At 38.4% G+C, this 13,893-nt stretch carries 15 protein-coding genes; 1 reads left to right on the top strand and 14 read right to left on the bottom strand.

From position 1 onward, the window contains the following. Positions 1–348: 348 nt before the first annotated feature. A complete protein-coding gene (locus ACIP9W_RS13570; RefSeq protein WP_400790260.1) occupies positions 349–993 on the bottom strand; it encodes a redox-sensing transcriptional repressor Rex in 645 nt (214 codons plus the stop codon). Between the two features lie 131 nt (positions 994–1,124). Between ACIP9W_RS13570 and ACIP9W_RS13565 the strand changes: the two genes are divergently transcribed. Then, complete coding sequence (locus tag ACIP9W_RS13565; RefSeq protein ID WP_400790258.1) at positions 1,125–3,059, top strand: ABC-F family ATP-binding cassette domain-containing protein; 1,935 nt, start codon at positions 1,125–1,127, stop codon at positions 3,057–3,059. 474 nt (positions 3,060–3,533) lie between these two features. Here the strand turns inward: ACIP9W_RS13565 and tsaD are convergent, their stop codons facing one another. The 13 genes from tsaD to ACIP9W_RS13500 form a co-directional block, all read right to left on the bottom strand. Beyond that, positions 3,534–4,553, bottom strand: coding sequence for a tRNA (adenosine(37)-N6)-threonylcarbamoyltransferase complex transferase subunit TsaD (gene tsaD, locus ACIP9W_RS13560; RefSeq protein WP_400790256.1), 1,020 nt, complete (start codon positions 4,551–4,553; stop codon positions 3,534–3,536). Then, on the bottom strand, positions 4,550–5,011 hold the full coding sequence (gene rimI / locus ACIP9W_RS13555) for a ribosomal protein S18-alanine N-acetyltransferase (RefSeq protein WP_400790253.1): 462 nt from the start codon (positions 5,009–5,011) through the stop codon (positions 4,550–4,552). Before rimI ends, tsaD begins: the two co-directional genes overlap by 4 nt. Beyond that, positions 4,998–5,687, bottom strand: coding sequence for a tRNA (adenosine(37)-N6)-threonylcarbamoyltransferase complex dimerization subunit type 1 TsaB (gene tsaB / locus ACIP9W_RS13550; RefSeq protein WP_400790251.1), 690 nt, complete (start codon positions 5,685–5,687; stop codon positions 4,998–5,000). The genes rimI and tsaB overlap by 14 nt, the downstream gene beginning before the upstream one ends. Further along, the gene (gene tsaE / locus ACIP9W_RS13545) at positions 5,684–6,136 is read right to left on the bottom strand and encodes a tRNA (adenosine(37)-N6)-threonylcarbamoyltransferase complex ATPase subunit type 1 TsaE (RefSeq protein WP_400790249.1); all 453 of its coding nucleotides are present in this window, start codon (positions 6,134–6,136) and stop codon (positions 5,684–5,686) included. The genes tsaB and tsaE overlap by 4 nt, the downstream gene beginning before the upstream one ends. Before the next feature lie 128 nt (positions 6,137–6,264). Continuing rightward, positions 6,265–6,675 (bottom strand): YugN family protein, encoded by a 411-nt coding sequence (locus ACIP9W_RS13540; protein WP_400790246.1) that lies wholly within the window; start codon positions 6,673–6,675, stop codon positions 6,265–6,267. Positions 6,676–6,802: 127 nt separating this feature from the next. Next, positions 6,803–7,627: an urease accessory protein UreD gene (locus tag ACIP9W_RS13535; RefSeq protein ID WP_282242151.1), complete on the bottom strand. Its 825-nt coding sequence runs from the start codon at positions 7,625–7,627 to the stop codon at positions 6,803–6,805. A gap of 1 nt (position 7,628) precedes the next feature. Continuing rightward, positions 7,629–8,240, bottom strand: a complete 612-nt coding sequence (gene ureG / locus ACIP9W_RS13530) for an urease accessory protein UreG (RefSeq protein WP_282242150.1) — start codon at positions 8,238–8,240, stop codon at positions 7,629–7,631. A 21-nt stretch (positions 8,241–8,261) separates the two neighbouring features. Further along, complete coding sequence (locus ACIP9W_RS13525; RefSeq protein WP_400790243.1) at positions 8,262–8,948, bottom strand: urease accessory protein UreF; 687 nt, start codon at positions 8,946–8,948, stop codon at positions 8,262–8,264. Beyond that, positions 8,941–9,396: an urease accessory protein UreE gene (ureE, locus tag ACIP9W_RS13520; RefSeq protein WP_282242148.1), complete on the bottom strand. Its 456-nt coding sequence runs from the start codon at positions 9,394–9,396 to the stop codon at positions 8,941–8,943. The genes ACIP9W_RS13525 and ureE overlap by 8 nt, the downstream gene beginning before the upstream one ends. 9 nt (positions 9,397–9,405) lie before the next feature. Continuing rightward, complete coding sequence (gene ureC / locus ACIP9W_RS13515; protein ID WP_142539787.1) at positions 9,406–11,118, bottom strand: urease subunit alpha; 1,713 nt, start codon at positions 11,116–11,118, stop codon at positions 9,406–9,408. A 4-nt stretch (positions 11,119–11,122) separates the two neighbouring features. Next, positions 11,123–11,437 (bottom strand): urease subunit beta, encoded by a 315-nt coding sequence (locus tag ACIP9W_RS13510; RefSeq protein WP_400790240.1) that lies wholly within the window; start codon positions 11,435–11,437, stop codon positions 11,123–11,125. A 16-nt stretch (positions 11,438–11,453) separates the two neighbouring features. After that, positions 11,454–11,756: an urease subunit gamma gene (locus ACIP9W_RS13505; protein ID WP_142539785.1), complete on the bottom strand. Its 303-nt coding sequence runs from the start codon at positions 11,754–11,756 to the stop codon at positions 11,454–11,456. A 1,296-nt stretch (positions 11,757–13,052) separates the two neighbouring features. Further along, positions 13,053–13,493, bottom strand: a complete 441-nt coding sequence (locus tag ACIP9W_RS13500; RefSeq protein ID WP_142539784.1) for a hypothetical protein — start codon at positions 13,491–13,493, stop codon at positions 13,053–13,055. Positions 13,494–13,893 lie beyond the last annotated feature (400 nt).

Genomic DNA, 13,893 nt, shown 5'->3' with positions numbered 1-13,893 from the left:
TCTCTTTATGCTCGCATAGCCCTTTGTATTGCTCGGAGGACCTTTCATTGCGCGGATTCTGTTTGGCATTGCTCGGTTTCGCTCTCTTTATGCTCGCTTAGCACTTCCTATTTCTCGGAGGATATTTCATTGCGCAGATTCTGCTTGGCATTGCTCGATTTTGCTCTCTTTATGCTCGCTTAGCCCTTTCTTTTGCTCGGGTGATATTTCATTGTGCAGATTCTGCTTGGCATTGCTCGGTTTCGCTCTCTTTATGCTCGCTTAGCACTTTCTTTTGCTCGGGTGATATTTTGTACACACGCTCGTTCCCCATACAAAAAGCCTTCCGTCAGCTGGAAGGCTTTTCTCTTAATCTTCAATATGCTCATTTCGTATTAAATAAATTAGTGTTTGTACCTCAACAGACAAGTCAATCGTATGTACGCGAATTGTATCAGGGACAGTCAATCTCACAGGTGTAAAGTTCAAAATACCTTTTATTTTTGTTTTCGCCAAACGGTCTGCAACTTCCTGTGCCGAGCGACTTGGAACAGTACATATTACTAACTCAATCCCATACTCGGCAAGTTTCGTTTCCATCACACTTGGATGAAAAACAGGAATTTCACTTTTCATCATTCCTCCTACTGGTGCTTTCGTGTCAAACGCAACGACAATCTTCGTATTATGATTTTTCTGAAAATTATATTTAAGGAATGCAGTTCCTAAGCTACCGACACCTATTAACGCTACATGTGCTGCTTCATCTTGATCGAGTGTTTTTCGGAAAAATTCTAGAAGCGTTGGAACATCGTAGCCATATCCTTTTTTGCCGAGTGCACCGAAATGCGAGAAGTCTCTTCGAATTGTAGCAGAATCTATTTTCATTGCTTCACTTAGCTCTTGGGAAGAAACACGTTTATGCCCTGCATTATGAAAGCTTTGTAGAAATCTATAATATAACGGAAGTCTTTTCGTTGTTGCTTGAGGAATTCTTGGAAGTTCAGGTCTCATGAAAAACCCTCCTATTTCATTGTTACAAATCGTTTTTATATTACTAGACATTTCCTCTATTGTAAAGCTAGGGCGTTGCAACGCTCGTCCCTATCCATTACACTTAGGATAGAATTGAGGTGCGAATTATCGTGATTGTTTTACAAGTCAATCAAGTAACTAAATCCTTTAATGGTGAAGATATATTAACAAATGTAAAGTTGGAAGTTCAAGACCGAGATCGTGTCGCACTTGTGGGCCGAAATGGTGCAGGAAAGTCTACTTTACTTAAAATAATTGCTGGGGAGATGTCTTATGATTCCGGCGAAATCATTATGCCCAAAACTGTTCGATTAGGCTACTTAGAGCAACATGCCGGACTGGAATCAAAGCTTTCTATCTGGGATGAGATGAAATCTATTTTTAGTCATTTAATCGACTCGGAAAAAGAGCTTCGTTCTCTAGAGGCACAAATGGCTGATCCTTCCGTATATGAGGACCCGGAAGCGTATGCTCGTGTAACTTCAGCCTATGATGAATTACAGCTCGCTTTCAACGAAGCTGGGGGTTATCGATTCGAATCGGATATCCGTTCCATCTTACACGGAATGCAGTTCTTCCCAGAAGATTATGATAAACCTGTACAAGCGTTATCCGGTGGTCAAAAAACGAGACTAGCCCTTGCCAAAATGTTATTAAGCAAACCAGACCTGCTTATCCTTGATGAGCCAACTAACCACTTAGATATACAAACGCTTAGCTTTTTAGAAAATTTTTTAAAAAATTACGACGGCGCCATCTTAATCGTTTCTCATGACCGCTACTTTTTAGATCAAGTCGTTAACTTTGTTTATGAGGTTTCTCGTCATAATGTAACTAGATTCGTTGGAAATTATAGTGCTTATTTAGATGAAAAAGCGAAAAACTATGAGCTCGACAAAAAGAAATACGAGAAACAACAGGAAGAAAAAGCAAAATTAGAAGACTTTGTGAGCAAAAACCTAGCACGTGCTTCTACAACGAAAATGGCGCAATCAAGACGTAAAGTTCTGGAAAAAACTGATTGGATGGATGCACCAGATGGCGACGAAAAATCGGCTAATTTTGGTTTTACAATCGATCGTCCAAGTGGAAATGACGTATTGCGATTAGAGGAAGTTGCTGTTGGTTATCCAAACAAAACCGTCTCCTCGAATATCTCTTTTTCTGTTTATAAGCAGGATCGAATTGCCCTCGTTGGACCAAATGGTGTCGGAAAATCCACGCTACTAAAAACACTGATGAAACAATTAGATCATAACGCCGGGAAAATTCAATATGGGACAAACGTTCAGTTTGGTTATTACGATCAAGAACAAGCAGCTCTTACTGGCAATAAAACCGCTTTGCAAGAACTATGGGATGAATGGCCTCTGATGAATGAAAAAGATGTACGCAACGTATTGGGACGCTTCCTATTTAGCGGTGATGATGTACAAAAAACGATTGCTACCTTATCAGGTGGAGAAAAAGCAAGACTTGCACTAGCTAAATTAATGCTATTAAAAGCAAATACACTTGTACTCGATGAGCCGACGAACCATTTGGATTTGGACAGCAAAGAGGTACTTGAAAATGCATTACTCGATTTCCCAGGAACGATTATTTTTGTATCGCATGATCGATACTTTATTAATCGGATAGCTACAAAAGTGATTGAGTTATCTAGTGATCAAGCGACCCTTTACTTAGGAGATTATGATTATTACCTAGAAAAGAAAGAAGAACTAGAAGAGCTTGCACTGGAAAACGCTGTTGTTGAGAAAACAGTTGTTGTGAAGGCGAATACTTCCACCATCGATAAAGAAGCTAAGAAGAAAGAGCGTCAATTACGTCGACAACTAGAAGAGCTAGAAGCACAAATTCCAACGGTGGATTTGGAGATTGCTTCTATAGAAGAAAAGCTTTGTGACCCAGCTATATTCCAAGACCATGAAGCAGTGCAACAATTACAAGTAGAGTTAGATGGTTGGAAAGAGAAACAGGATGAATTGTCGAATGAATGGCTAGAGCTACAAGAACTATTAGAAGAAATAGCTTCAAACTAAGGGATTCCTATAAAGGGAATCTCTTTTTTGTATATGCAGTGGCGATTTGACGGCTTTTTCGCGTTCGGTTGTTCATTTGTCGTCTACACATGCTAGTTTGTCGCATTCAACTAATTTTTTCTCTCGTTTGCCTTCTCGTTTGTCATAGTCAGCCATTTACTGTAAAATCCCTTGTCGAATTTTGTCTATATATGTTGGTCAAGTACTTTTTTTCTCGATATCATTTTCCACAATTTTATTCACAAGAAAAAACTAGTAATACCAACATATCAACAGACTTATACACATTATCCACAGATTTCAATGTGACTTTTCCACATAATTGTGTGTAAATGAGACACAATATATAGAAAATACAAAACTTATGCACAAGTTGTCCCCAAACTGTGCATAAGTACGAATGTTCTCTATTGACAAGTTGAATAATACCTGTTAAAAAATCCCCTTTTCTTGTCGAAGAAAAGAGGATTTCGTTTATTTCCAACTATTTAATTCCATACCGGGACGACCATTCATCGACATATCACTTGTCTTTCCAGCAGAAAACTTAGAATTTCCTGCTGCAGCAATCATGGCTGCATTATCTGTGCACAACGAGATTGGAGGTACGTAGAAAGGTATGTTTTCTTTTGCAAATGTTTCTTCCAGTGATTTGCGAAGTCCTTTGTTCGCAGCCACGCCACCTGCAGCAATTACTTGTTTCACATTAAATTCTCGTGCTGCTCTTAACGTTTTTGCCGTTAATACTTCAATCACACTTTCTTGAAAGCCTGCTGCTAGATGATTAGGATTGATCTCTTCCCCGCGCTGCTCTGCATTATGCTGGTAATTAATCACTGCGGATTTTAATCCACTAAAGCTAAAGTCATAAGACCCTTCTTCTAACCATGCTCTTGGGAAAGACACCGCACCATCACTTTCATTTGCAAGTCGGTCAATATGTGGTCCACCTGGATACGGTAAGTTTAAAACTCGCGCTACTTTATCATACGCTTCACCAGCTGCGTCGTCTCTTGTTTCTCCGATTAGTTCGAACTGACCGTCTTCTTTCATCAATACTAATTCTGTATGACCACCCGATACCACTAATGCTAATAGCGGAAACTCCATCGGTTGAACAAGTGCGTTTGCATATATATGACCAGCGATATGATGGACACCGACAAGTGGAAGGCTGTTAGCAAAGGCAAATGCTTTCGCTGCGTTTATACCTATCAAAAGTGCACCTACTAACCCCGGACCTTCAGTAACTGCTACTGCATCTAAATCTTCCAGTAACATATTAGCTTGCTTTAGCGCTTCTTCGATGACCATCGTAATTTGCTCGACGTGATGCCTTGAAGCAATTTCTGGTACAACCCCTCCAAAACGCTTATGACTTTCGATTTGAGAAGCAACTACATTTGAAATGATTTCCTGACCATTTTTCACAATGGAAGCCGCTGTTTCATCACAACTCGTTTCGATTCCTAATATATATTGATCTTTTATCATTTAAACTCCACCCACATGACAAGAGCATCCTCTTGCGTATCTGTATAATAATTTTTTCGTATTCCGCCATCTTGGAAACCTAGCTTATAATATAGGTTTTTGGCGATATCATTTGTCACTCGTACTTCTAGTGTCATTAGTACAACTTCTTGCTCGAGCACTACACGAATTGCTTCGCGCATTAAGCCTTCGCCAATTTTTTGCCCGCGCATACGCTCCGAAACTGCTACATTTGTAATATGACTTTCATCCATAACAATCCACATGCCACAGTATCCGACGATTTCTTTTGTTTCCGTCTCCGCTACAATGTAATGCGAATATAAATTCGTCGTCATTTCATGTTCAAATGCTTCTCTTGTCCACGGAGTCGCAAATGCTTCTTCTTCTATTAAAAGTATTTGATCGATATCGTCCAATGTCATTTTTCGATACGTTATTATTTCATTTGTTATCATTTTTCTTCTGCTCTTTCATCCAATTTGCTTCCGCCTCTGTGATGCGCAAGTACTCAGGCACAGTCGTATGTACTTCTGTAGGTTGTAGTTTTTTGGCAAGCTCAACTAAGACTGCGGCATTCGGTAAAGAGAACGCTGCATATGCGCGCTCAACTCGATCTCCAAGTACTTCTTTAATCTGCTCCCAATGGATACCTACATCCATTCCAACAAATAAAACCGGCTGCCCCATTTCATCCACAGTTTTTAATAATTCTACAAGTGGCATATGGGCTTCTTTTACAGCTTCCCCGTTCGTATAAATTCCTGCGAATACGTTGCCGCGTCTAGCATCCATTATTGCACATACAATTCCAGGGAAGTACGATGCATTACTAGCTAACACTTGTAAACTCGACACGGAAAAAATCGGTTTTTTCAATGTCCAAGCAAGTGTTTTTCCTATCGTCACTCCGATTCGCACACCTGTATAGGAACCCGGTCCTATCGCAACAGCAATCGCATCAATTTCACTTGGCTTTATATCTGCTTTTTTTAATAACGCTTCAATTGCAGGCATCGCTCCAATAGAATGAGTAATTTTAAGGGATGACTGGTACGAAGCAAGTACTCTGTCATCCTCCACAACAGCTACCGCAAGTGGTGTATGGGATGTATCTATTCCTAACCAAATCATTCAAAAAGCTCCTCACATAATCGTTCATATCTTTGTCCAAGTGGAGTAAATGTAAATTTTCGCTTATCATCTTCCAACCTTTGGATTTGTATAGCCAAACGCTCCGGTGGCAGGTCTTCCTTTATCAAATGAGCCCATTCGATAATGCTTACTGCATCCCCGTAAAACAATTCGTCCCATCCTAAATCCTCATCGCTATCCGCTAAGCGATAAACATCGAGATGATTCAAAGGAACACGACCTTCATATTGCTTCAATATCGTAAATGTCGGGCTATTGACAGTTCTTGTAATCCCTAGACCCTTCGCTACACTTTTTGTAAAAGTTGTCTTGCCGGCTCCTAAATCTCCCTCTAAAGTGAGCACGTCACTAGGCTCTAGCTTATCAGCAAGCTGGTACGCAAGTTTCTCTGTTTCTTGCTCCGAATTAATTATTTGCTCATATATCATCGGTCGCTATCCTTTCAAATACTTGTCTATTTGCTTCTATTATAAAGAAATAGAAGAAGGAATGTAAGTAGACTGCCTTTGAATATAAAAAAATCACTTCGCGAAATGGCGAAATGATTTTACTTTCTTTAGTGCACTAGACGTATAATTTGTTCTACAGCTTGTTCTCCAGCATGCACCCATCTATTTTTATCCTCAATTTTACCGTCTTTATCGAGAGGATCCTGGAACTGATTGAAACCTGTAGAAGTTAATAATGAATTTTCATCCCTATCTAAGCCAGTATTCACCACATGCTTAATAACATAAGGAGTTTGAAATCTTATATATGCTTCTTGATGATCTAAGTCTCCTTCAAGCACCTCGAATGGTAGCCTTAAATAGATTGTCTCTCCTGCTTCGCGCCACAAGACATTATCAAAGCTTCCTTTATGATAATCCCAATTCCCTCCGATACTGTATCCCAAATCTTGAATACTATTTCGCACTTGTCCAAAATAAGCTTGCTTTCCTTCTAATTCCGTTTGTAGCTGCAACATAATCCATTCACTCCTAATTTGTATAATCCGTTCTATCTTTTCCCAAAAAGCAGGATTAATACAGACGAAATGCAAAAAGACCGATAATAAGGAGTTGTAACTCCCTTTATCGGACTTTTATAGTAATTTAATATTTTCTTAATGACAAAGGTTTTTTCGAAAACCATTCATGTCGTATAAATGAAGTACAAACAGCAAGTATCTCTTCAATTTGTTGCGTCGAAGAACCAAGAACTCTAATCGTAAATCCTGACTCATGCAACATGGACATACCTATTTTACAAGTAGGAATGTAACTTTCCAGCTCCTCATACAACTGATTTAGAAATCCAGTCGTACATCTCTCATCTACTACAATCATCGAACCTAAATGTGTATAACTTTCCATAAATCCTATATCTTCTACTTGCGAATCATCAGGTTGTAGCTTTAAATGATCAAAGGCTATTAACTGGTCATCTAAGTAAATTTCATTTTTTAATCTTAGTTGATCATATTTAAACCATTCTCCATCTGGAGACCAGCCCGGCGTTAATATATCCGTATAAAGAAGTGTGGATCCTCTTTCCATTCTTATCACAGTGTTTTGATCATACCTTGCATCGCGATAAGCAATAAGTGGATCCGGAATATATTCGAGGACGCTACCTTTTTTTAATATAAACTCCGTTTCCTGCAGTACTGGTGCGGTCGGTGTTCGATATACTTTTGTGGCAGATTGGGTTGTTAGTATTAACTCCGCCTGTTCTTCAAGTAGCACTTCTATTCGATAACGGTCCCCGCCGACATAACCACCACCAGGATTCACGATAAAAAAGCAAGCCTGTCCTGTATTATCCAAATAATTTGGGCGAAGCACTTTTAACGCACCTTGGAAGTACACCGTTTTTGTGACAGTTTTGTCTTTCTTTTTCTCCATCACAAGTTGTAGGATCCCCGTCCAATTTTCCATCTTATTTCAATCCTGCAAGTAACGCATTTTTACGAATCCAATCCATTACTTCCTCTAATCCAGTATTGTCTTTAAGATTTGTAAAGATGAATGGTTTATTCCCACGGAACACTCTTGTATCCGAAGCCATCACGTCTAAGTTGGCACCTACATATGGAGCAAGGTCAGTTTTATTGATAATGAACAAATCGGATTTAATCATCCCTTGTCCACCTTTACGTGGGATTTTTTCCCCTTGCGCAACATCAATAATATAAATAGAGAAGTCAACAAGCTCTGGACTAAATGTCGCTGCTAAGTTATCTCCACCACTTTCAACAAAGATCAAATCTAGATCAGGGTGACGTTTTTTCAAATCTTCAATTGCTGCAGAGTTCATTGACGTATCCTCACGGATTGCAGTATGTGGACATCCTCCTGTTTCTACTCCAATAATACGATCCTCTGGTAAAACTCCATTATTCATTAAAAACTTAGCATCTTCTTTTGTGTAAATGTCATTTGTAATAGCAGCCATACTAATTTCATCTGCCATATGACGAGTTAATTTTTCTACTAACATTGTTTTCCCAGCACCTACTGGTCCACCTATTCCTATTTTAATTGGTTCCATTTATAAATAATCTTCCTTTCATTAAGACATGAATATGCGTATATTCACACGCTCATGTTTCATCTGCGATATTTCTAATCCTGGCGCAACAGCACCAAAATCACCTTCATCAAGAAGCGCAATCTTATCAACGGCTTCCTCAATATATGTTTGAAACTCTCTTAATAATTGTTGTCCGGCCGTTTGACCTAATGGTATGCCTCTAACTGCATTTTGAACTAATCCTGATATGGAGGAATAAAGAAACGCTGAAATCCCTAACTTTTGTGGAACATCCAGCTGAAAAGCGATGATGGAGAATACAATAGCAGGATGTGCAAATGACACACCTTCTGTTACACGTTGTCTATATGTTTGTAAGAGAGGGCTTGGATATAAATCTAAACCTAAAGTAAGCATTCTCTCACCCATTTTATTCGTGCCTTCCCTCGTTTCTCGAGGCAGGTTTTGAACAGTAATAAGTCGATCCAATCGCCATATTTTTTCATAGTCTTCCACTACTAGGGCTTCGTAAATAAGCCTACTGGCAAGTCCATCTGAATAGACCAACTGCTCATTTAAGTACATTTTAAGCCATTTGGAAAAACTCGTTTTATCATGTACTTTATTTTCTTGAATGTACGTTTCCAAACCAAACGAATGACTAAATCCCCCGGTCGGCAAATTGGAATCGCATAATTGAAACAAAGGCAACAAATAATTAGTCATGACTATGCCCGATATGGCGGAAGGCTTGTCTCACTTTTCGCTTTTCACGCGCATAAGGAATTTCGAGTTGTTCTAGTAACTCTTCTACCAAATAATCATACTGAACGAGCATTTGGTCTTCTTCAAACTGAGCAGGTAAATGTCTATTTCCTAATTGGTGGGCGATTGTCCCCATTTCATGCATACTGCGTGGCGAGATAATAAGCAAGTCATCAGGAAAAACTTCAATGATGATCATGTTTTTCTCATCCATATACAGCACGTCTCCAGCTTGCAAATCCTTCGCTTCCTTTAAGCGAATTCCAATTTCTTTTCCATGGTCCGTTTTAACTCTTTGAATACGCTTAACAAGGTCGCTACTTTCCAAATATACTTTTTCTTTATGTGTACTTTCTAAAACCTTTGGATCTATTTGATCAATATGTGTCACTACTTCTTCAATTATCATTTCGTCACCTCAGAATAAGAAATATCGTTGCCCCATTGGAACAGTGTCCACCGGGTCACAAGTTAGAAGCTCTCCGTTTACACGTACTTCATATGTTTCTGGATCTACGTCGATTTCCGGCGTTTCTCCATTTAATTTCATATCTTTTTTCGTTAAATTGCGAATACCATGTACAGGAAGAACTGTTTTTTGTAAGCCAAGTTTTTCATGTACACCCGCTTCATATGCCGCAGTCGAAACAAATGTGATCGATGCTTTGTATTTCGCTTTCCCCATCGTTCCGTACATAGGACGATAAAGAATCGGTTGTGGAGTTGGAATAGAAGCGTTCGCATCTCCCATTAAGCTTTGCACCGCAATTCCACCTTTAAGAATCATGCTTGGTTTTACACCAAAAAATCTAGGCTCCCACAGAACTAAATCTGCAAATTTCCCTACTTCAATCGATCCTACATAGTCGGAAATTCCGTGTGCGATTGCAGGATTAATCGTATATTTTGCAACGTATCTCTTTACACGATTGTTGTCGCCGATTCCTTTATCATTCTCAAACTTGCCGCGTTGTTTTTTCATTTTGTCCGCTGTCTGCCATGTACGAATTAGTACTTCTCCGATACGTCCCATCGCTTGAGAGTCGGAACTAGTGATACTAAAAACGCCCAAATCTTGTAGAATATCTTCTGCTGCTATTGTTTCCGCTCGAATCCGAGAATCCGCAAAGGCTACATCTTCCGGGATATCAGGACTTAAATGATGACAAACCATTAACATATCTAAATGTTCATCTATTGTATTTACAGTAAAAGGAAGTGTTGGGTTAGTAGATGCCGGTAATACATTCATCTGACTCGCTACTTTGATAATATCAGGGGCATGTCCACCACCCGCTCCTTCTGTATGGAACGTATGAATTACACGATCTTTGAATGCGGAAACTGTATTTTCAACAAACCCACCTTCGTTTAGTGTATCTGTATGAATCGCCACTTGCACATCGTATTCGTCCGCAACTTTTAACGACATGTCGATGGAAGAGTAAGTTGCACCCCAGTCTTCATGTACTTTCAAGCCAATTGCACCTGCGCGAATTTGCTCAGCAAGTGGTTCTTCTGCAGCCGCATGACCTTTTCCTAAAAAACCAACATTGATGGGCATATCTTCTGCCGCTTCTAGCATACGATGCATATGCCACTCGCCTGGAGTTACCGTCGTTGCTTTTGAACCTTCGGCAGGACCAGTTCCGCCTCCGATTAATGTCGTAAGTCCAGCTGTGAGTGCTGTCTCAATTTGTGCTGGGTTGATGAAATGCACATGTGTATCAATACCACCAGCTGTCAAAATTTTATGTTCACCGGCAATTATTTCAGTAGATGCACCAATGACGATATCTACATTATCCATTAATAATGGATTTCCCGCTTTACCTATCGCGACAATTTTACCGTCACGAATCGCTACATCCGCTTTGTAAATTCCTGTATAATCTAAAACAATAACATTCGTAATAACTACATCAGGAATATTCTCGTCACGTGTTGCAAGCGGATGACTCCCCATTCCATCACGAATTACTTTTCCTCCACCGAATACAACTTCCTCACCATAAGTCGTATAATCTTTTTCAATTTCGATAAAAAGATCAGTATCCGCTAGGCGTACAGCATCCCCGGTTGTTGGACCGTACATGGAAGCGTACTGTTGTCTTGACATTTTGAAACTCATCGTATTACCCCCGATCTAATGATCCTTCAGTTTTATTGTTCAATCCATAAACGCGTCTTTCTCCACCGAAAGCTACAAGTTCTATTTCTTTCGGATCGCCGGGTTCAAAGCGAACAGCTGAACCTGCTGGGATATTCAATCGAAAACCAAATGCCTCTTCTCGGTCAAATTCAATCCAAGAATTAATTTCAAAAAAGTGAAAATGTGAACCCACTTGAATAGGGCGGTCCCCATTATTTACGACAGAGATAATTTTCGTCTCTTTTCCTTCATTACAAATAATATCTTCTTCTTTTAAAACGTATTCTCCAGGTATCATGCCGGAACCCTCCTTTTTAACGAATCGGTGAATGTACGGTTACAAGCTTTACGCCATCTGGGAATGTGGCTTCTACTTGAACATCGTCGATCATTTCTGGAACACCGTCCATCACATCTTCTGCCGATAAAATAGTGGCACCATACGCCATTAGTTCAGCTACCGTTTTACCGTCACGAGCACCCTCTAATATTTCGTACGTAATGAGAGATACTGCCTCAGGATGATTGAGCTTTAAACCTCTTTCTTTTCGACGTCTCGCTAAATCTGCTGCAACGACGATTAATAGTTTTTCTTGTTCGCGCGGTAACAAGTGCACGGCATTTCCTCCAATCATAAAATGAAATAGTTTTATCTCATTTTTTAGTTCATCTAGTAGATTGAAAACATTATTTTCTGATAAAATATATACATTTTTAATAACCTGAAAGTTCTTCTTTGCGCATGAAAAGCACAAGTAAAAATTCCTATAAATAGGAAGCATCTTTCAGAGGTAAGTTTAGGTTAATAAACAATAATTTATACAATAAAAAGACCCTATAAGTTAGAAGGCACGGAAATAAGTGTCATCCTTATAGATTATTTATTAAAATAGCTATCCAGAGATTTTTACACTTTTGCACTTTGTTGTGAACTAAAGTTTTATACATCGTGCTAAATCTCTTCAATGGTATACTGCAAATACTGCCTTCATAAATTAAGTGTGCTTTTCGATAAATTTAGTGGATTTAGAAGAAGCCTGCCTAAAATAAGCAAGCGGGGGAAGGTAATGTTACTTTTCATCTTTACAGATTATCTACTCGTGTATGTATATCTGAAAACAAATTTCAATCACTATGTTTATTATAGTAACAGTTGATACATATGTCTATTTAATAATACAACAATAGGTACAAAAGTACTAAAGCGCTAACTGCTGTCCCATTTAGCTCATGGGTACGATTAATGGAATAACACACATATTAGGGAAAATGCGTCGTAAACAATTTCCATTAAAATTTCCCCTGAGTGAGCAATCATCCTAACAGATGCTTTTACTGAGCATATGCTTCCGATTATATAAAAGGATACTCTTCCTACAAATAACGATCAACTTTAATAGATTGGACACTATTTTCGACGGGTTAGCATCTATGCATGTAAAAATGGTCTAAAATAGTCTTGATTTTAATTGTTTTTTATATATTTTTCTTAGAAGATGTGTTTAGTTGAAATTTTGAAGCGGTTAGTTGGAAAATTCACTGGTTTAGTTGGAATTTTGGTGCATTTAGTTGGAATAATCGTAGGGTTAGTTGGAAAAGGGTAAATTTTCCACAAAAAAGATTAGTTTCAATAGGTTGGTCGCCACTTGTAGTGAAAGAACACTTCATTTTTCTTAGTTTCATCAAGTTGGTCCCTATTGGCCGAAGACTGCAAATTTGGTTTCGTTCTTTTCGCTTTATTCATCGATCCCTCCATTTTAAACGAAAGCCCTGTTGCGACATTGACGGGAGATTACCTTGCAACGCAGTTTCCCTATACCATGCCGTTCCTTATGCTACTTGGAAATAGTTATTCCCGGTCTAAATCTTCTATAGTTTCCCAATCAAAAATAAAGACAGCACATCGGCTGTCTTTACGAAATATATGGACCTAGTTTTTTTAATACTGCAGCTTCTACTTCATCCGAAAGAATTTCTTCTTTAAGATGGCCTGGTTTTGGATGAAACCAACTAATTTCTCCATCTTTAAAGTGACCTTTGTATATACTATCATTCATATTGAAACTAAATTGAATGACTTCATGGGGCAAGCCCTCGAAAATTCTTTCAATTTGAAAATTGTCCATCATAATAAAAATTCCTAGCTCTTGTTCTATTTTCTTCAGTACTGCTTCCTCTATCTCATGAGGAAGCACATCCTCTACAAGGCGCTCCGGTTTTGGATGAAACCAATTAATTTCTCCATCTTTATAATGTCCCTTGAATGTGTTGTCCTGGAAAGAGAAACTGAATTGGATTATATTATGAGGCAAGCCTCCAAAAATTTCTTTTTCATATTGAAAATTTTCTATCATAAAAAAACCTCCTTTCGCCATTTTCCTAAATTACTTATTTTAATTATACCCTCTTTTTAATTATCAAATCCTCCTTATAATATTTTATCAGCTAATTTCCCCAATTAAATTGCCAGGTTTTCACAACAAGTTTCGTAGTTATTAAGATTCGAACTTTATTTAATTCGAAAGTTTAGTCTAATTTTAATTAGGTATTAACAAAAAGCAATTTAACTTCTTAATCTTTCCATTTCTACTGTTTGGTCTAACTTTTCAGTCAGTTTTTTATATACTTTTTCCTGATTTACTCTCACTTATTATATTTAACCATTTTTTTAGTATTCTTTTTCTCTTAAAAGGACAATTTAATCAAAATGTAATTGAATTGAAACATACTCTGGGTTTATATTCACTTAATATA

Origin of the sequence: Psychrobacillus sp. NPDC093180, assembly GCF_044754065.1 — a bacterium.
GTDB lineage: Bacteria > Bacillota > Bacilli > Bacillales_A > Planococcaceae > Psychrobacillus.
This window is presented reverse-complemented; position numbering and strand designations above follow the sequence as displayed.